Below are 23,249 nucleotides of genomic sequence, written 5' to 3'. Positions count from 1 at the left end.
GCCGCCCCGAAAAATGTCGAAGGAGTAGGCCATGCAGGCGAAAGTAAGCTGGGTTGACGGTGTCACCTTTGTAGGTGAGGCCGGTAGCGGTAACTCGGTGGTGATGGAAGGTGGCGAGAAGAACAATGGTATTCGCCCCATGGAAATGATGCTGCTGGGCGCGGGCGGCTGCGCCTCCTACGACGTCGTCACGATTCTGCAGAAAGCCCGCCAGAAGGTCGTATCGTGCGTGTGCGAACTCAAAGCCGAGCGCCCGGATGCCACGCCGGCACCGTTTACTCGCATTGAAATGACGTTCGTGGTCACCGGACAGGGTGTGAAGGAAGCGCAGGTGGCGCGTGCCGTGGAGCTGTCAGCCGATAAGTACTGCTCGGCATCCATCATGCTGCGCAACGGCGGTGTGGAGATTGTCCATAACTACCGCATCGAAGAAATCTAAACCCGATTGCACCGGGGCGTGCTACCGGATCCCTTAAACCCGGTAGCTCGCGGATGTCATCAGGCGTGACACGAGGGTCATGAGGCCCTTGACCGGTCGTGGGAAACGGGCACCCCCGGCCTCCAGAGCCGCGTGTTGATGCTCTTCTTCATCCACACGCATCTGTTCCACCACCGCACGACTTTTCTCATCCTGTGGTGGCAGCCGCTCCAGATGGCTCTCCAGGTGTTTGCACACCTGTTCTTCTGTTGCCGCGACAAAGCCCAGGCTGACTTTGTCACTCACTTTGCCCGCTGCTGCACCGATACCGAAACTCAACCCATACCAGATCGGGTTGAGCAGGCTGGGGCGGCTGTCCAGCTCTTGCAGGCGCTGCTCGCACCAGGCGAGATGATCAATCTCCTCTTCCGCGGCTTTTTCCATCTCGCCACGAACCTTTGGCAGGCGCGCTGTCAGGGCCTGCCCCTGATAGAGCGCCTGGGCGCAGACTTCACCTGAATGGTTGACCCGCATCAGGCCCGCGGCATGGCGGCGTTCTGTGTCCGACATCGGCGCCTCGTCCACCACTTTGGCGGGTGAGGGACGAGCGTGACTGGGCGCACCCGGGCTCAGGGTGCGCAGTGCGCGGTCGGCCTGAAGCAACAGGCGGTCCAGTCCGGTCAGGTGTCGTTTTGCAGTCATGCCACGGGGTTTCCTGGTTCGTGATCAGTTGGTCTCGCCGCGTTCCCGGGCAACGGCGCGGTAGCCGATGTCCTTGCGGTAAAATACGCCTTCCCAGTATATGGCCTTGGCCGCTTCATAGGCATTGGCCTGTGCGTCCGCGACGGTATCCCCCAGCGCGGTGGCACACAGTACGCGGCCGCCGCTGGTCACGACGCGCTCTCCGTCCAGTGCGGTACCCGCGTGGAAAACCTTGGCGTCGTCACTGTCGGCACGGTCCAGACCACTAATCGCGTCCCCTTTGCGGTAACTGCCCGGGTAGCCACCAGCTGCAAGCACCACGCCAAGCGCCGGGCGAGTATCCCATTCGGCCTCGACCTGATCGAGGCGCTTCTCGATCGCCGCCTGGCACAGTGCAACCAGGTCGGACTTGAGGCGCATCATGATGGGCTGAGTTTCCGGGTCGCCGAAGCGGCAGTTGTATTCGATCACTTTGGGTGTGCCGTCCGCATCGATCATCAGGCCCGCGTAAAGGAAGCCGGTGTAGGGGGTCCCCTCGGACGCGAGACCGCGCACGGTCGGCTCGATCACTTCGGCCATGATGCGCTGATAAACCGTATCGGTCACAACCGGTGCCGGCGAGTAGGCACCCATGCCGCCGGTATTCGGGCCGGTATCGCCGTCGCCGACACGCTTGTGATCCTGGCTGGTCGCCATCGGCAGGATGTGCTCGCCGTCGACCATGACGATAAAGCTGGCTTCCTCACCGGCGAGGAATTCTTCGATGACCACCCGGCAGCCGGCCTCGCCAAAGGCGTTGCCCGACAGCATGTCGCGTACGGCCAGCTCGGCCTGCTCTTCGGTTTCCGCAACGATTACACCCTTGCCTGCCGCGAGGCCGTCGGCCTTAACGACGATGGGCGCGCCTTGTTCGCGGATATAGGCGACTGCGGGTTCTACCTCGGTGAAGTTGCGATAGGCCGCGGTAGGAATCTGATGGCGTTCGAGAAAGTCCTTGGTAAAGGCCTTGGAGCCTTCCAGTTGGGCCGCCGCCTGACTCGGGCCAAAAATGGCGAGGCCGCGGCTGTTGAAGAAATCTACGATGCCGTCGACCAGGGGTGCCTCAGGGCCAACGATGGTGAGCTCAACACCATTCTCTTCGGCGAATTCCGCCAGTGCAGAAAAGTTATCGATGCCAATCGCGAGGTTTTGCAGCTTCGGCTCACGCGCGGTGCCGGCATTGCCCGGTGCAACGAAGACAGTGTCGACGGCGGGGTTTTGCGCTGCCTTCCAGGCCAGGGCGTGCTCTCGCCCACCAGCGCCAATTACCAAAATATTCATCCTTTCCCCCTTGTTCAGACCGGTCCAATTCAGTTGAGCCGGTATTCTAGCGTGGATTGTGCCCCAGTTTGTGTCCGTCTGTGCGGCAGGGCAGGAGCGCGCCGGCGGCGGCCCGCAAACAGGGCCGGCCGGCGCTGACAGGCAGGTGCCGATTAGTGGCGGAAGTGGCGCATACCGGTAAAGACCATGGCCATGCCGTGCTCGTCCGCGGCGGCAATGACTTCTTCGTCGCGGATTGAGCCACCCGGCTGGATCACACAGCTAACGCCCACTGCGGCGGCGTTGTCGATCCCGTCGCGGAATGGGAAGAAGGCATCGGACGCCATCACAGAACCTTTGACCTCCAGGCCCGCATGCTCAGCCTTGATCGCGGCAATGCGCGCGGAATTCACACGGCTCATCTGGCCGGCGCCCACACCGATAGTACGGCCATCTTTGCCGTATACGATCGCGTTGGACTTGACGAACTTGGCCACCTTCCAGGTGAACAGCAGGTCGCGAATTTCTTCTTCGGTAGGCTGGCGCTGGCTGACGATCTTCAGGTCAGCCGCGGTGATGACGCCGTCATCGCGATCCTGTACCAGCAGGCCACCGGTCACACGCTTGTAATCCAGTGCCGGTACGCGCTGGGCGCTCCACTGTCCACAGGCCAGCAGGCGTACATTCTTTTTCTCGGCGACCGCGGTGCGGGCTTCGGCAGAAATGCTCGGGGCGATAATCACCTCGACGAACTGGCGCTCCACAATGGCTTTGGCGGTTTCGCCATCCAGTTCGCGGTTAAAAGCGATGATGCCGCCAAACGCGGATTCGGTATCGGTCTCAAATGCCAAATCATAGGCCTTGCGGATGTCCGCGGCCACGGCAACACCACAGGGGTTGGCATGCTTGACGATCACACAGGCCGGTTCATCAAAGGCTTTCACGCACTCAAGCGCGGCATCGGTATCGGCGATGTTGTTGTAGGACAGCTCTTTGCCCTGCAGCTGCTCGGCGGTGGCAATACAGGCTTCGGCCGGATTGGCCTCTGCGTAGAACGCTGACTGCTGGTGCGGGTTCTCACCGTAGCGCAGGTCCATCTTTTTAATGAACTGGCTGTTGAACGTGCGCGGAAACTGCTGCTTTTCACCCTCTTTGATCGCACCGAGGTAGTTGGCGATCGCACCGTCATAGCCCGCGGTGTGCTCAAAAGCCTTTACCGCCAGATCGAAGCGGGTTGCGTGGCTGAGCTGGCTATCCGCGCTCTGCATCTCGGCAATGATGCTGCCGTAATCGCTGGCGTTCACGACGATGGCGACGTCTTTGTGGTTTTTCGCCGCTGCACGGACCATGGTCGGGCCACCGATATCGATGTTCTCAATGGCATCGGGCAGGGTGCAGTCGGGTTTGGCGACGGTTTGGGCGAACGGATAGAGATTGACCACGACCATATCGATGGGCTGGATGCCGTGTTCACTCATGACTGTGTCATCGGTGCCGCGACGGCCGAGGATGCCACCGTGGACTTTCGGGTGCAGGGTCTTTACCCGGCCGTCCATCATTTCCGGGTGGCCGGTATAGTCAGAGACCTCCACCACCGGAATACCGGCTTCCTTAAGCTGGCGGTGAGTGCCGCCGGTTGAAAGGATTTCTACGCCCATGCCGGAGAGCTCCCGGGCGAATTCCACGATTCCGGTCTTGTCCGAAACGCTGATCAGCGCGCGGCGAATCGCAACCTTGTCAGTCATAGTGTTTGAGTCCGTTGGTTTCTCGAAATAAATCCAGTATTGCAGGGCAGGGGGTAGGGAAGGGAAAGGCCCGGGCCTGATTCAGCCCTCGCCGGTGCATTCCCTGCCTCCAGCAAATAGCGAGGGGGGATGAGTCGCCTCATCCCCCCTCGCTCGTATTCGGCTCGCGTTGCCGGATTGGCAGCTTAGAGCAGCCCGTAACGCTTCAGTTTCTTGCGCAGGGTCCCGCGGTTAAGGCCCAGCAATTGAGCGGCGCGGGTCTGGTTGTGGCGGGTGTACTTCATGACCACTTCCAGCATAGGCGCTTCGATCTCAGATAGCACCATATCGTAGACATCGGTAACCATCTGGCCGTCGAGGTGACGGAAATAGTTCTCCATGGCGTTCTCAACGGCATCCCGCAGCGATTGTTGTTGCGGCTGCTGCAGCTGAGTTTGTCCCCCAGTGGATGCCTCTTCAACCGATGCATCCTTCATAAGTGATTCGTTGTTCATGCCGCTTTTGCCCCTCTAGTTATTCGGCGTTCAAACCAGGTTTGAACACTGGCATGTTGTGCTTCTGCGCTCTCAAGCTTGAGGAAGGTCTTGCGAAAAGAATCGCTGTCATCCAGCGTTTTCAGGTACCAGCTCACGTGTTTGCGAGCGATACGGACCCCCATCAATTCACCGTAGAAACGGTGTAATTCGCCCAAATGGGCGAGCAAAATATCCCTGACTTCTTCCGTTGATGGTTCGGGCAGCCGCTCGCCAGTAGCGAGGTAGTGGGCAATCTCCCGAAAAATCCATGGTCTTCCCTGTGCTGCGCGGCCGATCATGACTGCTGCAGCGCCGGTGTAGTCGAGCACTTCGCGCGCCCGTTCTGCACCGGTTATATCCCCATTGGCAAAAACCGGTATTCCAACATTGGAAACGATTTCCGCAATGGTATCGAATTCGGCTTGGCCGTGGTACCCACAGGCACGGGTTCGACCGTGAACGGCCAGTGCAGAAATGCCGATATCTTCTGCCATCCTGGCCACTTTGACGCCATTGCGAGAGTCCGGGCACCATCCTGTGCGGATCTTCAGGGTCACCGGCACATCGACCGAGGCGACCACCGCCTGGAGGATGTCGGCCACCAGGGGCTCATCGCGCAGCAGCGCCGAGCCAGCAGCCTTCTTGCAGACTTTCTTGGCCGGGCAGCCCATGTTGATATCGATGATTTGCGCACCGCGCCGCACATTCTCGCGCGCCGCGTCCGCCATCATCTCCGGGTCCCCTCCCGCGATCTGCACGGAGATCGGGCCAGCCTCGCCGGTGTGGTCGAGACGGAAACGCGACTTGCGGCTATTCCACAGCCGGGTGTCGGAGGTCACCATTTCGGACACAACCAGCCCCGCCCCGAGTTCACGGCACAGCTGTCGGAAGGGGCGATCCGTTACACCTGCCATGGGCGCCAGGATTACCGGGTTGCCGATAATGTAAGGGCCGATAGCTAGGTCACTGGGCAAGAGGCACTCCGCAGGATTGGGCGTCAAAAGAGCGGGTAATAATAGCGGTTGGTCGGGCCTTGGAAAAGCGAAAAAGCACTCAATTTGGTCGTCGCATGTGCGTTTAGGTCGCAGAATGCACAGGTTTTGACGTATAGGGCGCCATTTGCAGCCCTCATCATGTCCTTGGTGCTTATTCTGCGATACGCAACTCGTAGTTCACTGCCTCACTGCCGGGATCGACTATCTCGATGGCGATATGCACCGGACTGCCGCTGGGCATCTCACGGCTGCCCGCCAGCTCGCCCTGCAGGTACTCACTGGGTAAAAAGCGCCGGCTTGCCACATTCCGGTCTTTCAGATCGCTGAAACTGAGCGTGAGCTCCGGGAATTCCTGAGCGAAGGGTGCGGTGTTGAGCAGCACGGCGTCCACCAGCAGCGCACCACGGACCTGGGGATGGCTGCGCACCACCAGATTGGAGGTGCGAATGGCGGCAGCATCGCGCAGCTCGGGCAGTTCGCAGCCCAGGTGTGGACAGGCAAGCGCATACAGATCACGCCATGGCTGGCGCTTGCTCAGCGTATCGAAGCGGAAGTACGCCGTTTGGGCTGCGAGCCCGGCAATCAGCAGCAGGACCAGCAGTAACCACAGCCAGCCCGGTATCCGTCGGCTCACCTCGGGTTGCCAGCTCATCTGGACCGGTGCCGGCTCAATCGCCGAAATCAGCCGCGCGCCCTCTGGAATCAGCGGCGGCTCGCCGGCTGGCAGGGGGGCATCAGTGTCCTCTGAGGCGATCCTGCCGGTCCCCTCCCGATAGCGCTCGGGAAGTTCCCGGTAGGCGGTGGTCGGTTCTGGCTTTGGCTCGTCGATGAAGTCGTGGATAGGGGTGTCATCACCGATCTCGTCCGCCCAGGGATTTTCCTCGGTGGAAAACGGCGCTGGTACATCCTGGTGGGGCGCGGGCAGGTCTTCGTCGTCATCCTCGGACAGCTCCTGCCATTGGGTCTCGCCAAAGGCATCGCCAATCAGGCCGGCGGGTTCATCCGTGGGCGGTGGAGTGGCGGCGTCCGCTGCAGGCCGGTGTGTTTCTGGCGCTGTGTCACCGTCACCCAGATCCATATCGTCATGGATCAGGAAGTCATCGTCGTCCGCCATGTCGTGATCGAGCGGTAACGCGGGCGCATCTTCTGCGGTCTGAGAGGCTTCGATCGGCGTGGGCTCGTCCTCTGGCTCGAACGGGTCCTCGTTGACCGCTGTGTCTGTCGCACGGGCGGTCTCGACCTCCTCATCGCCAGTGGCCGCTACGTCGTCGACGGTCATCTCGGCTGCCGCGGCGTCTTCCTCAAAGTCATGCCCGAAAACGATATTTTCATCGGCGCGGAAGACCTGCAGGCAGGAGCCGCAGCGAACCGCACCGCGGGCGGCGCGTAACTGCTCTTCGCTGACGTGAAATGAGGTGCTGCAGTGTGGGCAGCGGGTTACCAATTGCGACATGCTGAATTGACGGAAATAACGTTGGGCGACAAGTTTAGGCGCCGAAGCTCCCTCTGAGCAAGGGGCCTCTGATGCCTTTGTGAGTGGTTACTCGCGTTGCGGGCTCTGGCCTCGCTACCTTCAGGTGCGGCGCGTGCCGCTGATGCGCACCCAGTCCTCCTGAATGGCGTCTTCGTCGAAGTCGATCCACTGGCCATAGGCCGTGCGCACGGCTTGGGCCTGCGAGGCGAGAATCCCGGACAGGCAGATACGCCCGCCCGGTTTGGTCAGTCCCACCAGGGTGGGGGCCAGCTCCACCAGCGGACCGGCAAGGATATTGGCGAGCATGACATCGACGCTTTCCTGAGGCAGTTGCTCAGGTAAGTAGACCGGGAAGCGTTCCGGATCGAGGTGGTTGCGCGCCGCATTATCCCGGCTTGCAGTCAACGCCTGAGGATCAATATCTGTGCCCATGGCCCGCTCGGCACCCAGCAGCAGGGCCGCGATGCCCAGGATGCCCGAGCCGCAGCCAAAGTCGATGATGCTCTTTTCCGCCAGGGGCTCCGCTGCGAGCCACTGCATACACAAAAAGGTAGTGGGGTGCGTGCCGGTGCCGAACGCGAGGCCCGGATCTAGGATCAGGTTGACGGCATTCGGCTCGGGAGGCTCACACCAGCTCGGGCAAATCCACAGCCCTTCGCCGCACTTAATCGGCTTGTAGTTGCTCATCCACTCCCGCTCCCAGTCCTTGTCTTCCAGTTGTTCCCAGCGAGCGTTGGGGAGGAGTTCACAGAGGTGCGAGGCGGCCTTGGCTTCGGCAACCGCGGTATCCACTTCGGCATCGAACAGGCCGGTGACCCGGGTCTGGTCCCACAGGGGGACTTCTCCGAGTCCGGGCTCGAGGATGGGCTGATCTGCATTGTCCTGCAGCGTGACTGAAACCGCGCCCGCAAACAGCAGGGCTTCCTCGATCTTCTCGGCCTGGTCACGGCTGGTGTCGACCCGCAGTTGAAGCCATGGCATGGCGCTTACCTCGGAAATGGCGTGGTTGAATGGGCGGCTAAGGTACGGTGGAGCGGGCGGCAGGGCAAGCGTGGGATTGCGCCCCAGGCAGGATTCCCGCGCCTCCCGGTGTCAGAAGGCGCGGGTCAGAGTGTCTGCCAGGACTTAGAGTCCCAGCTTTTTCTCCAGATAGTGGATATTGACGCAGCCCTCGGCAAAGGCACTGTCACGCACCAGCTCTTCCTGCAGCGGAATGTTGGTACGAATGCCATCGACCACCAATTCCGACAGGGCCACACGCATCCGCGCCAACGCTTCCTCGCGAGTTTCCGCGTGGGTGATCACCTTGGCGATCATGGAGTCGTAGTTGGGTGGCACGGAATAGCCGGAGTACAGGTGGGAGTCCACCCGCACGCCCAGGCCGCCAGGCGCATGGTAGTTGTTTACCTTGCCCGGGCACGGGAAGAAGGTCTTCGGATCTTCGGCGTTAATCCGGCACTCGAAAGCGTGACCTCGAATCTTGATATCTTCCTGCTTAAGGGACAGTTTTTCGCCGGCACAAACCCGGATCTGCTCCTTGATCAGGTCGACCCCAGTCACCATCTCCGTAACGGGATGCTCTACCTGAATCCGGGTGTTCATCTCGATGAAGTAGAAGCGCTCGTCCTCATAGAGGAATTCGAAAGTCCCGGCTCCGCGATAACCGATATCGATACAGGCCTGTACACAGGATTCCTGTACTTCGCGGCGCACCTTGTCGGGAATACCCGGAGCGGGCGCTTCCTCGAGCACCTTCTGATGGCGGCGCTGCAGGGAGCAATCGCGATCGCCCAGGTGAATCGCACTGCCTTGTCCATCGGACATGACCTGGATTTCCACGTGACGCGGATTCTGCAGGAATTTTTCCATGTAGACGGTGCCGTCGCCGAATGCTGCCTTGGCTTCGGACTGGGTCACCGCGATGGAATTGAGCAGTGCCGCTTCGGTGTGGACGACGCGCATACCGCGACCGCCGCCGCCCGCTGCGGCTTTGATAATCACCGGATAACCGATGTTGCGCGCGATCTCCAGGCAGCGCTCGCCGTTGGCGGGCAGTGGCCCGTCGGAGCCCGGAACGGTGGGCACGCCCGCCTTCTTCATGGCCGCAATCGCCGATACCTTATCGCCCATCAGGCGAATCACGTCGGGATCGGGGCCAATAAAGGTGAAACCGCTCTTCTGCACCTGCTCGGCGAAGTCGGCGTTTTCTGCCAGGAAGCCATAGCCGGGATGTACCGCAATCGCATCGGTGATCTCCATCGCTGAGATCAGTGATGGAATATTCAGGTAGCTTTGCGGAGATGGGTTGGGGCCGATACATACGGCCTCATCGGCGAGCCGCACGTGCTTAAGGTCACGATCCACAAGGGAATGCACGGCCACGGTGGAGATGCCCATCTCCTTACAGGCGCGCAGGATTCGCAGCGCAATCTCGCCACGGTTGGCGATCAGTATTTTATCAAACATGATGGCTTAACCTCGCTCAGACGATGGTCACGAGCGGCTGGTCAAACTCCACCGGCTGGCCGTCTTCCACCAGAATGCTCTCGATGGTGCCGGACTTGTCGGCCTCGATCTGGTTCATCATCTTCATCGCTTCAACAATACAAACGACGTCACCGGCCTTGACCTGCTGGCCCACTTTGACGAACGCATCGGCGCCGGGGCTAGGGGCGGCATAGTAGGTGCCCACCATGGGGGATTTCACCGCGTGGCCACTCACCGCGGCCGCCGGCGCGGCTTCTTCGCTGGCCGGAGCCGGTGCCGCCGGGGCGGCAGGAGCCGGTGCAGCAGCGGCGACCGGAGCTGCCATGGGGGCCACCATAGGTGGAGCCTGGACCATGCCGCTGACGCCGCGGCTGATGCGCACGGATTCTTCCCCTTCCTTAATTTCCAGCTCGCCGATATCCGATTCTTCGAGCAGTTCAATCAGTTTTTTAATCTTGCGGATATCCATAATTTTCACTCACAGGCAGTATTGGTTTGCCGCCAAAATAGCGGGGTTTATAGATTTGCCAGGGCTGCTTGCAGCCCCAACTGGTAACTTTGTGCGCCGAAACCGCATACCACCCCGGTGGCGATATCGCTCAGGTAAGAGTGGTGACGGAACGGTTCACGGGAATGCGGGTTGGACAGGTGCACTTCAATAAATGGGATGGCGACCGCCGCCATTGCGTCACGCAGCGCCACACTGGTGTGGGTATAGGCGGCAGGGTTGATCACGATACAGGCCACTCCCTCTTCGCGCGCCGCGTGAATCCGGTCAATCAGTCCGGATTCGCTGTTGCTCTGGAAAGTGTCCAGCTGGTGCCCGGCGTCCTCGCACAGCGCGCGCGCAGCGGCATCGATCTCTGCCAGCGTGGTCGCGCCATACACCTCGGGTTCACGGGTGCCGAGCAGGTTCAGGTTGGGGCCGTGGAGCAAAAGCAGTCGTGCCATAGCAATCTCTGAAGAAAAAACGCAATCCGGTCACAAAATGAAGCGAAGTTGCGGCGATGTGCGGCTAAAACCACGCTTCAGGGTCATTTTGGTTATTTTTTGGAAAGTTTGCCGTAAAAGTGACCCACTGTCCATTCACTGAGAGAGAGTTTATTGGAATTGGGCGCAGATCGCCGATGTTCACGCAGCATTTAACGCAGAAATGCGTACTGCTTGGCGTTTTTGCCCCGGCTGATGGCTAAAAAGGGAGGGTGGCGGCCGAAGGCCGCCAGAATTGGTACGGACGCTCAGGATGTGGCGTCCGAAGCCTGCTGAAGTTGTTCGAGCAAGAGATCGGTGGTGAGAATCTGGGGCAGCACGACGGCTTCGCCTCCGTCCGCCGGATAGACCAGGTACAGAGGAACACTGGTGCGCCCATAGCGCGCCAGCAGTTCACTGATCTGCGGGTCCTGATTGGTCCAGTCGCCTTTCAGTGCAATGACGTCCAGAGATTCGATGGCGTCGCTGACCGCATCGCTGGAGAGCACGACTTTCTCATTGGCGAGGCAGGTAATACACCACGCAGCGGTCATATTAATCAGGACCGGGCGCCCTTCCGCGCGCGCTTCGCGCAAGTTTTCCGGCGTGTAGGGCTGCCAATAGTCAGAGACCTGGACTTGCCCATCGGTGGGCAGCTTCGGCAGCAAAGCCAGGGCCAGAGCTGCCGCCAGCAGTGAGATGCTGCCACGTCCCCAGCGCCACTGGGGTCGCGGCCATAGCCACAGGGCAAAAGCGATGGCCACGGCGCCTGCCAGCACCAGGGCGACGCCATCGGCGCCACTCTGCCGTCCGAGTACCCACAGCAGCCAGACCGCAGTCAGGTACATGGGGAAAGCGAGAAACTGCTTCAGCTTGTCCATCCACGGACCGGGTTTCGGCAGGCGCTCGACCAGCCCCGGGATATAAGTCAGGATCAGGAACGGTGCTGCCATGCCGGCACCCAGCGCAGCGAACACTGACAGGGCGACCGCAGTCGATTGCGTTACGGCGAAACCGAGCGCAGAGCCCATCAGCGGAGCCGTGCACGGGCTGGCCACAACGGTTGCCAGCGCGCCCGTGGCGAGAGATCCCCGCAGCCCCTGCTGGCTGCTCAGATTACTGCCCAGCCCCATCAGTTTGCTGCCGAACTCTGTCACACCGGACAGACCGAGTCCCATGGCAAAAAACAGGTAGGCCAGTCCGGCCACCAGCACAGGCGATTGCAGCTGGAAGCCCCAGCCCACTGCTTCTCCGCTGGCGCGCAGCGCCAACATGACCGCAGCGATGGCGACGAAGCTGGCTACCACACCGGCGGAGTAGGCCCAGCCATGGGCGTGACGTTGATGGTCACCGTGAACCGACTGGGTGATCGCCAGTAATTTGATCGACAGTACCGGAAATACACAGGGCATCAGGTTGAGGATCAGGCCGCCGACAAAAGCCAGCAGCAGTGCGAGGGGTAGGGTCAGGTCGCTGCTTGCTGTGCTATCGCTGATGTTTGCCGGAGTGCCGCTGCCGGGGGGATTGCCGGGATCCGCCGGTGTTGCGGTGCCAGCCACCAGATTCAGGTCAAAATGCCTGACCTGCGGCGGATAACAGAGGCCTGCGTCAGCGCAGCCCTGAAAATGCACTTCCAATCGCGCGGAGTCGCCATCCAAAGGCAGGTTCACCTCCAGCTGCTGACGGTAAATTTCGGTGTCTTTCTCGAAATACTCGTCCCAGATCACCGGTCCTTTGGGCAGGTTCAGCGCTACCGGCTGTTTGTCACCGCCCTGAACCTGATATACCGCCAATTTTTCCCGATAGAGGTAGTAATCCTCGGCGATCTCAAAAAAGATACTCGGTCCCTGGGCGGAGAACAGGAAGTCCTGCCGATACGCCTCATCGACGGGCAAAAACTCGTCCTGTACCGTAAGGGTGGAGCTCGCGTCGAAGAGCGTTCCCTGGGACTGGGACGTCGCCGGCACGGCACTTGCGAGCATCAGCAGGCAGCCAATGGCGAGGAAAACTTGTCGGAAGCTGGTGGTCATCACACTCATCGCAGTCAAATTTCTTTATAGTCGGCCTAGATTAAGACCATACGGATGAACAGCGGTTCATCGTCATCTGGATACGTCCAGACCCGCCGATGGATTGAATGGCCGGCGCCGGGGCAGTATAACGGTGGTCTTGGCACAAAAAAACAACAGCACGGGAGAGTGTTAAGTGGCGGTAATCTGGCGAAGTGGGGCGACACTGGCACTGCTTGCAGGGCTAATCGTGGCTGGATGCAGCTCCACACCTCCCGCACCTCCCGTTCAGGCCCCGACCGTGCCGCCGCGTGCAGACGGGCCGAGCAAAGAGCAGATTCGCCAGCGCGCGATCGCGTATTTCCTGCAAAGAGCGGAAGCCGCTCAGCAACAGGGGTTTCTGACCCAGCCGGCCGGTGGTAGCGCCTATGATCACTATCTGCGCGTGCTGCAGCTGGATCCCGATAACCGTCTCGCCACCTCGGGCATACAGTCGCTAGTCATCGATTTTGTCGATCGTGCGAGAAGTGCGCTGCGCCGTCGCTCGTTCGGTGAAGTCAATGGATACCTGTCGCGCGCTGAAGACATTGCCCCGAACAATCCTCTGGTCCGCGAAGTGCGTGAGCAATTGGTCCGCGAACGGGCCCGCAGTAAGGTGGCGCTGCCGTCGGGAGAGGCCATTGTGTTGCCCGCAGGTGAATTGGCCAGCCGTTCAGACGCCATGAAGGCCCAGCTCAAGATGCTCGCCGAGCGTATCCGTCGCGAAAGCCTGCGCGTCATTATTGTCGCGCGCAATGATGCCGAGGGGCGGTGGATCTATCAGCAGTTACGTGAGGCGGTCCCGGGGTACCGGGTTCGCGGTGACATCCGCCTGGCGGCCAAGCCGCAGGTGATACTTCAGTCTTCGGGGGGAGCATAATGGCACGCAACCACATTACGGCATGGGTAAGGGGCTGGACGCGGTTAGTCACGCTGGGGCTGGCGCTGGCGACGCTGTCAGTACAGGCGTTTGATCCTGTGAAGCGCGATGATCTCACCGTTACTGGAGAAGTCCGTGAGGCCCCGCCAGGAGCGCCAGCGACCGCAGGCTACCTGACCTTGCAAAACGATGGCCCGTCGTCCCTCTGGCTGGAGCGGGTAGAGGCGATCGATAGTGACGGTGCACGCGTCGAGCTGCATACAACGGAGCAGCAGGATGGCATCAGTCGCATGCGGCCGCTCACCAAACTGGAGCTGCCGGTAGGGGAAACCGTGGCGATGCAACCCGGTGGCATTCACCTGATGATTTGGGGCGTACAAGTGGCGGCTGGCGAGCAGCTGCGCCTGCGCTTGCACTTCAGTGACGGTGGTCAGCTGGCGTTGGTGGTACCGGTGCGCAAGCTGGGTGGGCAGAAAAAGGTGGACGATGACGACAGTCATCACCATCATCACATGCATCATTGAACAGACGGTGTTGCGTTTCCATATCAAAGCAATGTTCGAGAATCTGGAGGAAGACAAAAAATGAAGCGACTGCTGGCCGTATTATGTGTTGGTTTGATTTCCGCTTGCGCACACAGCCCCGTGCAGATACGACTGCAACCGCAAGTTCAGGTGCAGCCAGACACGCTGGGCTCCGGATATAGCGTCAGTGTCCGCGGTGAAAATCGCCTGCCGGGCGGGTCACTGGGCTCTCTCGGGGGAATTTATGCGGATTCCGCCAATGTTACCCTGGCCACCAGTGTTGAGCAGGCGCTGGGAGAAGCGGTTGCCCGTGGATTTGAATCCTGGTCGTTTCGCCCCGTCGATGGTGCGGGCGATGTTCAGGTGGTCGCGAGCTTGACCCAGCTGAGTTACGACAGCCCCAACTCTCTGGTAACGACCAAAGTCGATTCTTCTGCGACGGTGCAGCTGGTGATTCGCGTTGGGCGCGCCACCTACACCGGCAACTACAGTTCCAGCGGCAGCGACCGCAACCTGATAAAACCTGCCAAGGAAGAAGTCGAATCTCGCGTGAACGGACTGCTCAGTGCAGCGCTGCAGCGCGCTTTCGCTGACGAACAACTGAAAAGCTTTTTGCGCGCGAATCTGTAAAACGATGGTAGTCCTGTGAGCCATGTGCAGTGCGTAATCGGAGTGGATTGAGTCTTGGCAGAGTTTGATCCCAAATCCGTAGTGCCGATTGGAACGCTCGGCAGCGAGACCGCCGGGTGCGTGGATGGGCGACGCATTGACGAGCGTGCTGCTGTACTTGCCCTGGATGCGGTTGCTGACGGCGTGCTGGTGGCCGATGCCAGCGGGCAGCTGACCTTCAGCAACCCGGTGGCACGACAGCTATTCGATAAGGCGTCGGCGCAAGAAGGCGGCACTGACGTCAATGTATTGTTGCCGCTGACCAGTCGCGACGGTGATCTGCTGCCCCCACTGTTGCCGCCGACTGCGAACAGCGAGCTTCCCGCGTCGTGGGAAGTCTCGGGCTTCCTGCCTGCCCTCGATGGGGGCGAACGGCGGGAGATCTCTGTGGTGGTGACCTTGTTACGGGAGGGGGCGCAGGTTTCCGGTTATGTCCTGGTCCTGCGGGAAACCTCTGCGGCGCGACGAATCTCGTCCCGCCTCAGCTGGCAAAGTGCCCACGACAGTCTGACAGGTCTTGCCAATCGCCAGTCTTTCGAGTCCGAGCTGCAACAGTTGCTGCTGCATTGCGCTGAGCGCAATGATCATCATGTGTTGCTGTATGTGGACGTCTATCAGTTTAAGGTCATCAACGACACGCTCGGCTATGCCGCGGGCGATCAGTTGTTGGTGGAGCTGGTGCAGACACTCGCGGTACAGCTGGCGGAGGGTGACCTGTTCGCCAGGGTGGGCAGCGATGAGTTTGCGATTCTATTGCGCGATTGCACCATTGAGGAGGCGCGTAGGGTTGTGTTGCGCCTGCGCGAGGCGGTGCTGGGCTTTTCTTTTCAATGGCAGGATGATGATCGTCGTGTTGCGGTGTCCATTGGCGCGGTCACTGTCGATCGGCATGCCGCGTCTTCGAGCCAGTTGATGGCTGCCGCCAATGACGCCTGTTGCGCCGCGCGCGACGAGGGGCGCAACCGGGTCAAACTGTTTAATGACTCCCGCCGCATCGTGGAAAAGCGCCGGCAGACGACTTGGGTGGCCGAAATTCATGCCGCATTGCGTGAAGACCGCATGCTGTTGTATCGCCAGCCGGTCGTTGGGTTGGGGGAGCAGGCGCCGGCTGTTGCCAGTGCGCCCACCGAGGCGGATTACCATGTCCATCACTATGAAGTGCTGGTGCGTATGCGCGGGCGCGATGGCGATGTGATTTCCCCGGGGCTCTTCCTGCCGGCAGCTGAGCGTTACGGTCTGATTGAAGATATTGATCGCTGGGTAATTCGTCACGTGTTTGCCTATATGGCACAAGAGCAGGCGCTCGGCCTCACCAATCGCTATGCGATTAATATTTCCGGGCTCAGTCTCGGCGACGATACCTTTGGCGACTACGTTTTGGGTGAACTGGTTGAGGCTGGAGTGGCGCCATCGCTGGTGCAGTTTGAAATTACGGAAACAACCGCGATCGAGAACCTTGAGCGTGCCCTTATCTTTATTCACAAGTTGCGCGCAGCGGGATGCAGTTTCGCGCTAGATGATTTCGGGCGCGGAGTGTCCTCGCTGGCCTATTTGCGTCAGTTACCGGTGGAATATCTCAAAATCGATGGCAGCTTTGTGCGCAATATGCTCAATGATGAAATCGACAGCGCAATGGTCAGTACCATCGATCACCTGGCCAAACGCATGGGGATCAGTACCATTGCGGAATATGTTGAAACCCCTGAGCTGATGCAAAAACTTGCCGTGATGGGGGTGGATTACGCCCAGGGATACGGGATTGCGGCAGCCAGCAGTTTTCCCGAACTCGCCGAACCTTCTCGCGAAGCCCCGCGATAAACCATCCGAAAGGGTGGGCCCGTCATGAGTGCGAGCCCGGTCTTTCAGCGGCCTTCCAATCTCAATCGAGCAGCGCGCGATATTGTTCTGCCCGCAGCCGCGGACCGTACTGGCTCACGACCTGAGCAGCCGCGCGACAAGCGAGTGTGCCCGCTTCCGCGAATGCCAGCCCCCGGTTAATGGCATAAAGGAACGCCCCGGCGAAAGTGTCCCCTGCGCCGTTACTGTCGATCGCGTGGACCTCGGGCGCTTCCACACGGTGCAGTGTATTGCCATCCCATAGCAAGGCGCCTTCAGCGCCCAACGTCACTGCAAAACTGCGACATACGTTCTGTAGTGCCAGAGTGGCAGACTCGATATCTGTGCAGCCGGTGAATCCCAGCGCTTCATCGTGGTTGCAAAACAGCAGGTCGACGCCGTCGCCGATCATTTCCTGGAGGCCCCCATGGAACAGTTGAACCATTGCGGGGTCCGAGAGACTGATAGCGGTTTTCACGCCGTGCAACTCTGCTTCATGCCGCAGGGCAATGGCAGCATCGCGACCGGTTTCGGAGGAAACCAGATAGCCTTCGATGTACGCCCAGCGGGCGTCTTTCAGTGCTTCGGTGTCCAGTTCCGTCCGTGACAAGTGTTCGCTGATGCCAAGAAAGGTATTCATGCTGCGTTCGGCGTCCGGGGTGATCAGTACCAGACATTTTCCGGTGGTACCATGCTCGGCCTGGCGCAGGGTTGCGGGGTAAGCAACGCCGGCGGCTTCGAGGTCTGAACGATAGAAATCCCCGTTGGGATCGGCTGCAACTTTGCAGGAATAAAACGCATTGAGGCCCAGATAGCTGGCGGCAATGACGGTATTTGCGGCGGAGCCTCCGCAGGCGCGTTTGGCGGTGACGAGGTGGTCTCCCAGTGCGCTCACCAATTGCTGCTGACGTTGGTCATCCACCAGGGTCATCACGCCTTTATCGATGCCCAACTGCTGCAGGTCATCATCGGAGACTTCGATTTCGGTATCGAGCAGCGCAGCGCCGATGCCATAAAGGTCGTATTTAGCCATGGGGAATCCTGAGTCAAATTGGGTGCCGCATTATGGCGATGGGCACTGGGTTTGCCCAGTCCCCTGAGCGGCGCGCGCCTGCGCGCGTAGACTGGCGCGTCAAACAGATTGAAGGTCAAATTTGACTTGCGCTTGGGTCACTTTATAAAGGTGCCTCATGCGGCGCCTTCCGGCGTGGTTTTCTCCTGCACGAAAACCCCTGCTTCTATAGTAGGGAGATGGATTCGGTAACACTGTTCTTATGGCATCAAAATCGCGGCGAACCAACAAAAGCAGACGCACTGCATCGAGGCCGGGGCGATTGCGTCGATGGATAGTCCGGCTGGGCTTGCTTGGCCTGGTGGGGCTGCTGGTGCTTGCCGGATATATGGTGTACCTCGACGTCCAGCTTCGCGAGCGTCTCGATAGCCGTCAATATCAATTGCCGGCGCGGGTGTATGCGCGCCCGCTTATTTTGCGCGAAGGCATGGCGATGCGGCCGGATGAGTTGATGGCGGAATTTGACGCGCTCAACTATCGCGAGCGAACGCCGCTCACAGAGCCGGGCCAGTGGACCCGGGAGGGCATGGAATATCGGATTTGGCGGCGTGAGTTCAAGCATGCGGATGGGCAGGAGCCAGCCGCAGTGTTGGTCTTCCGTTTGCGCAACGACGAAATATCCGCAATGCGCGATGAGTCCGGTACGCCCCTCGAGAGCTTTAGACTGGATGCCGCCGCGATTGGCACACTCCTCGGCGGTGGCGATGATCGCAACCCGGTCCGCTTTGCCGATATTCCCCCGCTGCTGGCCAACGCGTTAATTGCGGTAGAAGACCAGGATTTTCTGCAGCATTTTGGTGTATCTCCCCGCGGCATTGTCCGTGCCATGGTGGCCAACTTTCAGGCCGGTGAAGTGGTGCAGGGCGGCTCCACCATCACCCAGCAGCTGGTCAAGAATATTTTCTTTGACCACAAGCCGAGCCTGTGGCGCAAATTCAATGAGGCGTTGATGGCGATCCTGATGGAGATCCATTACGAGAAGCCGTACATCCTGCAGGAATATATCAACGAAGTCTGGCTCGGCCAGCAAGGCAGCCGCGCAATTTATGGTTTTGGCCTCGCCTCTGAATTTTATTTCCAGAAGCCGCTGGATACTCTCGAGCCCCATGAAGTAGCGCTACTGGTGGGGCTGGCAAAAGGGGCGTCTTATTACAATCCCTGGCGTCACCCCAAGCGTGCCCTGGAGCGGCGCAATACGGTGCTGCAGGTGATGTATGAACAGGGCCTGATCACCGAGGCGCAGTGGCAAAACTACAAGGCCCGGCCCCTCGATGTGGCCAGTGCCGCGGCGTCGGCACAAAATCCTTATCCCGCCTTCACCGAGCGTTTGCTCGAAGAGCTGCGCCCCTATTACTCGTACGAGGAATTGCGTACGGCGGGGCTGCGCATCTACACCACACTGGCCCCTTCGATTCAGAAACTGGCGGAAGACGCGGTCAGCAATGGAGCGGAAAAGCTGGAGACGGATCGGGGAATCCAGGCCAATTCACTGCAAGCGGCGACTGTCGTACTCGACAATGTCAGCGGTAATGTGCTCGCGATGGTCGGTGACCGTCGTCCCCATTACCCGGGCTTTAACCGGGCGCTGGAAGCGCGCCGCCAGGTAGGGTCTCTGATCAAGCCTGCGGTTTTCCTCACTGCGCTGGAGCGTCCCTTTGACTACAACCTTGCCACCTTGATCGAAGACGCGCCCATTCGTGTCGAGAGTGATATTGGCGAGGTGTGGATGCCGCAGAATTTTGGCAAGCGCAGTCATGGTCCTACACCGCTGTATCTTGCCCTGGCGAAGTCGTATAACCAGGCGACCGCACGGCTGGGCCTGGATCTCGGGCTGCCGAGTGTGACGCAGACCATTCGCCGTCTCGGGGTGCAGGCGGATTTGCCGCAGGTACCGTCGATGTTGTTGGGCACGGCCGAGCTGACGCCGTTCGAAGTGGCGGGAATGTACCAGACGTTGGCGAATGGTGGCGAGAATGTTCAGTTACGCACCCTGTTGGCGGTGGCTAATGCCAATGGCGAACAGGTACAACGGTTCCGACGGCGTTCCAATCGCGGTGTGGATGCGGTGCCGGTATTCCTGTTGCGCTACTCCCTTGAGCAGGCGATTCGAGAGGGGACGGGACGCAGCGCTGCCGCCAAGTTGCCGGGTAGCGTCGCCTTTGCGGGAAAAACAGGGACGACCAACGACTATCGGGATAGCTGGTTTGCCGGGTACTCCCCGGACCTCACGGCAGTGGTGTGGCTCGGTCGCGACGACAATGCGCGCACCAGTCTGACGGGGGCCACCGGCGCATTGACGATTTGGACGGAGATCATGCGCAAATTACCCCATCGCCACGGGCGCATCGAGGCACCGCGGGGGGTGGAATATCGTGTGGTGGATAGTCGCGGTCGCTATATGGATCCGGAGCGCTGCCGCGGAGGACGGGAGATGCCATTCTCGTTCGAGACGGAATTACGGCCTTCGCCAGATTGTGCCGGCCGCGAGCGCTGGCGCTGGTTCCGCGATCTGTTTGATGGGGACCGAGACCGGGACCGCTCCCAGCCCCAGGAAATGACGCCGGGGTGGGGCATAGATCCCGCCGAACAGCGGCGCGAGCAGGAGCAGCGTGAACGCGAGCGTCAATTCCAGGAGCAGCTTCGGCAGGATGATTCCGGTCAGTTGACGCCGGGATGGGAACGCGAGCCATTGCAGTTGCCACGCAGTGAGGAAGAGCGGCTTCAACAGGAGCGGCAATTACAAACCCCTGCACCGGTCGAAGAAGCGGAGCCTTTCCCGCCCGATGAAGAGGATCAGTGGCCGTAGCGCCGCACAAATCACCAGCCCGTGATGGGGTCTTCATCATGCCGGGCCGTAGGGCGTGTAATGGCATGTAATCGGTTGGCCGGGCCGGAAAACGGCATGTGGGTGTAGCATTGCGCCAACCACTGCCGTAACGGTCCTGATTTGAACCTGCTTTCCCTTTCCGCGACCTCGATTATTCTGCTGGTGACGACGTCGGTCAGTCTCGCTGCGCTCTATCTGTCCCCGAGAATTCTTGAGCTTTGCGCTTTTCAGCCTTATAGCGTTTGGCGGGGTGAGAATCGGGATTCGATATTTCTCGCCGGATTCGTACATGCAAATTTATGGCATCTGTTGCTCAACATGTGGTGTCTGTGGGTGTTTGGTGCGGCACTGGAGCAAAGAATCGGCAGCACCTACTTTGTTGTACTCTATTCCGCTGCAATATTGGCTAGTCACTTGCCCACGCTGCTCAAAGAACGGGAGAACGCGCAATATGCCAGTGTCGGCGCTTCGGGCGCGATCTCTGCCGTGATCTTTGCGTATATCGTTTATTTCCCGACGTCTGAACTGTTTTTCCTGTTTCTTCCAATTCCGCTGCAGGCCTGGATCTTTGGTGTCCTGTACCTGATGTATAGCGTCTATGCGAGCCGCGATGTGTCGAGTCGGATTAACCACGATGCGCACTTTTGGGGTGCGGTAACCGGGCTGGTGTTTGTTTTGATCACCGATCCTGTCGCCTGGGCGAAGCTGTTGTGAGGGCAATGCCCCGCTAATCGACTGAGTAAAATAAAAAGGGGGACCTATGAATCTCAAGTCATTTTTCACCGCGGCCACACTGGCCGTTTCCATGCTGCCAGTGCTGCTCAATGCACAGGCACTGCCCGAGCCTGACACCGCCGAGGGCACGGAACAGCTTTCGCAAGAGGAACAATATCTTGCGTGGGCCCGCGCAACCTGGGAGGCAATGGAGCCCAAAACCGGGGCGATTGACCTGCCCGGCGAAGTAGCGAGCCTGCAGGTGCCGGACGGGTTCTATTACCTGGATCCTACGGAGAGCAAAATCGTACTGGAGCAAATATGGGGCAACCCCGAACAGGAAGAATTGACGCTGGGTATGTTATTTCCCGCGGGTGTGACGCCGTTTGATGACGAGTCCTGGGGCGTCACCATCGAATACAGTGCAGAGGGATATATCCGCGATGATGATGCCGCGGAAATTGATTATTCCGAGCTGCTGACGGAAATGCAGCGGGACACCCGGGCGGAAAGTGAGTATCGCATCGAGCACGGTTATGAAGCGATTCGCCTTGTCGGTTGGGCTGAACCGCCTTTCTATGACATGGAACAGAAGAAGCTGTACTGGGCGAAAGAAATTGCGTTTGGCGAGATGGAAACCAACACCCTGAACTACAACATTCGGGTTCTCGGCCGGAAGGGTGTGCTGGTACTCAACTTTATTGCCGGCATGGAGCAACTGGAGGATATCAGGAGCAACCGGGACACGGTGCTCGGTATGGCCAGCTTCAACGAGGGTTATCGTTACGAAGAATTCGATCCTGAGATCGACAAGGTGGCGGCCTACGGTCTGGGCGCTTTGGTGACCGGTAAAGTGCTGGCAAAAACCGGCGTACTCGCCGCGCTGCTGATGCTCCTGAAAAAATTCTGGATCGTGATTCCGCTGGCAATCGGTGGGCTGATCCGCGTTTTCCGCGGTAAAGGGAAAAGCTAACCATTGATTCAGCGGACAGCGAGCTGAAGGGGTGGGCAGCTCGCCGTCGGTGTCAGCATGGATAGGGTCAGGCGTTGATGAGCCTGGCCGCTTCCTCTGCAAAGTACGTCAGGATGCCATCGGCCCCTGCACGCTTGAACGCCAGCAGGGATTCCAGAATCACGGCGTCGCGGTTCAGCCAGCCATTGGCGAATGCCGCACAGTGCATCGCATACTCGCCGCTGACCTGATAAGCGAAGGTCGGCACCTGTAACTCATCCTTTACCCGTCTCACCACGTCCAGATAGGGCATGCCGGGTTTTACCATGATCATGTCCGCACCCTCTGCGAGGTCCAGCGCGCACTCGTGCAATGCTTCGTCGGTGTTGGCCGGATCCATCTGGTAGCTCGCCTTGCTGCCCCCCTTCAAATTACCCGCTGATCCGACGGCGTCACGAAACGGGCCGTAGTAGGCGGAGGCATATTTAGCGGCGTAGGACATGATCATGGTGTTGTGGTGCCCGTCCCTTTCGAGTGCCGCTCGAATAGCGCCAATACGACCATCCATCATGTCGGAAGGGGCGACCACGTCTGCGCCGGCGTCCGCGTGTGACAGCGCCTGTTGAACCAGTACCTCGACGGTTTCATCGTTGACGATGTAGCCGTCCTCGTTCATCAGGCCGTCCTGGCCATGGCTGGTAAAGGGATCGAGCGCAACGTCGGTGATCACCCCGAGTTCAGGCGCCGCGTCTTTCAGGGCGCGCACCGCGCGTTGGGCCAGGCCATTGGGATCGAAGGCCGCACGTGCATCGTCACTTTTGGCCGAGGGATCCACGACCGGAAAGAGCGCCACTGCGGGAATACCCAGATCCACCAATGCGCGAGCCTTTTTTGCCAGGAGGTCGACACTGAGTCTTTCCACCCCGGGCATCGATGCGACCTGCTGGGTGTCGCCTTGCCCCTCTATCACGAACAGGGGCAGGATCAGGTCGTCTGTGGATAGCTGATGTTCGCGTACCAGACGACGGGAGAAGTTTTGCGCGCGAAGACGGCGCAGGCGGGTGTGTGGGTAGGCGCCTCGCTGCAGGCTGGTGCTCATGGTGTGCCTCTCTCGACAGCAGGA

At 59.9% G+C, this 23,249-nt stretch carries 21 protein-coding genes; 8 read left to right on the top strand and 13 right to left on the bottom strand.

Annotated features, from left to right (window positions below; all coding sequences use genetic code 11):
- Positions 1-31 precede the first annotated feature (31 nt).
- Positions 32-439, top strand: coding sequence for an OsmC family protein (locus tag ACXAD0_RS00190; RefSeq protein WP_475086321.1), 408 nt, complete (start codon positions 32-34; stop codon positions 437-439).
- Between the two features lie 33 nt (positions 440-472).
- Here the strand turns inward: ACXAD0_RS00190 and coq7 are convergent, their stop codons facing one another.
- The 11 genes from coq7 to ACXAD0_RS00135 form a co-directional block, all read right to left on the bottom strand.
- Positions 473-1,120 (bottom strand): 2-polyprenyl-3-methyl-6-methoxy-1,4-benzoquinone monooxygenase, encoded by a 648-nt coding sequence (gene coq7 / locus ACXAD0_RS00185; protein WP_475086320.1) that lies wholly within the window; start codon positions 1,118-1,120, stop codon positions 473-475.
- A 24-nt stretch (positions 1,121-1,144) separates the two neighbouring features.
- Complete coding sequence (gene purD, locus ACXAD0_RS00180) at positions 1,145-2,440, bottom strand: phosphoribosylamine--glycine ligase (RefSeq protein ID WP_475086319.1); 1,296 nt, start codon at positions 2,438-2,440, stop codon at positions 1,145-1,147.
- A gap of 152 nt (positions 2,441-2,592) precedes the next feature.
- Entirely contained in the window at positions 2,593-4,164 is a 1,572-nt protein-coding gene (purH, locus tag ACXAD0_RS00175) for a bifunctional phosphoribosylaminoimidazolecarboxamide formyltransferase/IMP cyclohydrolase (RefSeq protein WP_475086318.1), read from the bottom strand.
- 185 nt (positions 4,165-4,349) lie between these two features.
- Complete coding sequence (gene fis, locus ACXAD0_RS00170) at positions 4,350-4,640, bottom strand: DNA-binding transcriptional regulator Fis (RefSeq protein ID WP_475086317.1); 291 nt, start codon at positions 4,638-4,640, stop codon at positions 4,350-4,352.
- Between the two features lie 14 nt (positions 4,641-4,654).
- Positions 4,655-5,653 (bottom strand): tRNA dihydrouridine synthase DusB, encoded by a 999-nt coding sequence (dusB, locus tag ACXAD0_RS00165; RefSeq protein ID WP_475086316.1) that lies wholly within the window; start codon positions 5,651-5,653, stop codon positions 4,655-4,657.
- Positions 5,654-5,825: 172 nt separating this feature from the next.
- Positions 5,826-7,127, bottom strand: coding sequence for a DUF3426 domain-containing protein (locus tag ACXAD0_RS00160; protein ID WP_475086315.1), 1,302 nt, complete (start codon positions 7,125-7,127; stop codon positions 5,826-5,828).
- A gap of 120 nt (positions 7,128-7,247) precedes the next feature.
- On the bottom strand, positions 7,248-8,129 hold the full coding sequence (gene prmA, locus ACXAD0_RS00155) for a 50S ribosomal protein L11 methyltransferase (protein ID WP_475086314.1): 882 nt from the start codon (positions 8,127-8,129) through the stop codon (positions 7,248-7,250).
- Positions 8,130-8,273: 144 nt separating this feature from the next.
- On the bottom strand, positions 8,274-9,614 hold the full coding sequence (accC, locus tag ACXAD0_RS00150) for an acetyl-CoA carboxylase biotin carboxylase subunit (protein ID WP_475086313.1): 1,341 nt from the start codon (positions 9,612-9,614) through the stop codon (positions 8,274-8,276).
- A gap of 16 nt (positions 9,615-9,630) precedes the next feature.
- Entirely contained in the window at positions 9,631-10,104 is a 474-nt protein-coding gene (gene accB, locus ACXAD0_RS00145) for an acetyl-CoA carboxylase biotin carboxyl carrier protein (RefSeq protein ID WP_475086312.1), read from the bottom strand.
- Between the two features lie 47 nt (positions 10,105-10,151).
- Complete coding sequence (gene aroQ, locus ACXAD0_RS00140) at positions 10,152-10,586, bottom strand: type II 3-dehydroquinate dehydratase (RefSeq protein ID WP_475086311.1); 435 nt, start codon at positions 10,584-10,586, stop codon at positions 10,152-10,154.
- Positions 10,587-10,873: 287 nt separating this feature from the next.
- A complete protein-coding gene (locus ACXAD0_RS00135) occupies positions 10,874-12,643 on the bottom strand; it encodes a protein-disulfide reductase DsbD family protein (protein ID WP_475086310.1) in 1,770 nt (589 codons plus the stop codon).
- Positions 12,644-12,809: 166 nt separating this feature from the next.
- On the opposite strand from ACXAD0_RS00135, the gene ACXAD0_RS00130 reads away from it, so the two are divergent.
- From ACXAD0_RS00130 to ACXAD0_RS00115, 4 genes are read left to right on the top strand one after another with little or no spacing between them, the layout of a single operon-like run.
- A complete protein-coding gene (locus ACXAD0_RS00130; RefSeq protein ID WP_475086309.1) occupies positions 12,810-13,532 on the top strand; it encodes an N-acetylglucosaminyltransferase in 723 nt (240 codons plus the stop codon).
- Positions 13,532-14,056, top strand: coding sequence for a copper chaperone PCu(A)C (locus ACXAD0_RS00125; RefSeq protein ID WP_475086308.1), 525 nt, complete (start codon positions 13,532-13,534; stop codon positions 14,054-14,056). Before ACXAD0_RS00130 ends, ACXAD0_RS00125 begins: the two co-directional genes overlap by 1 nt.
- Positions 14,057-14,116: 60 nt before the next feature.
- Complete coding sequence (locus ACXAD0_RS00120) at positions 14,117-14,686, top strand: YajG family lipoprotein (protein WP_475086307.1); 570 nt, start codon at positions 14,117-14,119, stop codon at positions 14,684-14,686.
- A gap of 54 nt (positions 14,687-14,740) precedes the next feature.
- Complete coding sequence (locus ACXAD0_RS00115) at positions 14,741-16,543, top strand: EAL domain-containing protein (RefSeq protein ID WP_475086306.1); 1,803 nt, start codon at positions 14,741-14,743, stop codon at positions 16,541-16,543.
- A 61-nt stretch (positions 16,544-16,604) separates the two neighbouring features.
- On the opposite strand, the gene ACXAD0_RS00110 is transcribed toward ACXAD0_RS00115, so the two are convergent.
- Positions 16,605-17,594 (bottom strand): adenosine kinase, encoded by a 990-nt coding sequence (locus ACXAD0_RS00110; protein WP_475086305.1) that lies wholly within the window; start codon positions 17,592-17,594, stop codon positions 16,605-16,607.
- Positions 17,595-17,895: 301 nt separating this feature from the next.
- Here ACXAD0_RS00110 and mrcB point away from each other — a divergent pair, with 301 nt between their 5' ends.
- The 3 genes from mrcB (at position 17,896) to ACXAD0_RS00095 (ending at position 22,147) form a co-directional block, all read left to right on the top strand.
- On the top strand, positions 17,896-20,439 hold the full coding sequence (gene mrcB / locus ACXAD0_RS00105; protein WP_475086304.1) for a penicillin-binding protein 1B: 2,544 nt from the start codon (positions 17,896-17,898) through the stop codon (positions 20,437-20,439).
- Between the two features lie 141 nt (positions 20,440-20,580).
- A complete protein-coding gene (locus tag ACXAD0_RS00100; RefSeq protein WP_475086303.1) occupies positions 20,581-21,174 on the top strand; it encodes a rhomboid family intramembrane serine protease in 594 nt (197 codons plus the stop codon).
- A gap of 46 nt (positions 21,175-21,220) precedes the next feature.
- Positions 21,221-22,147: a DUF2167 domain-containing protein gene (locus ACXAD0_RS00095; RefSeq protein ID WP_475086302.1), complete on the top strand. Its 927-nt coding sequence runs from the start codon at positions 21,221-21,223 to the stop codon at positions 22,145-22,147.
- A gap of 67 nt (positions 22,148-22,214) precedes the next feature.
- Here the strand turns inward: ACXAD0_RS00095 and hemB are convergent, their stop codons facing one another.
- A complete protein-coding gene (gene hemB / locus ACXAD0_RS00090) occupies positions 22,215-23,225 on the bottom strand; it encodes a porphobilinogen synthase (protein ID WP_475086301.1) in 1,011 nt (336 codons plus the stop codon).
- Positions 23,226-23,249 lie beyond the last annotated feature (24 nt).

Source organism: Microbulbifer sp. ABF4_148, assembly GCF_056158985.1.
This window is presented reverse-complemented; position numbering and strand designations above follow the sequence as displayed.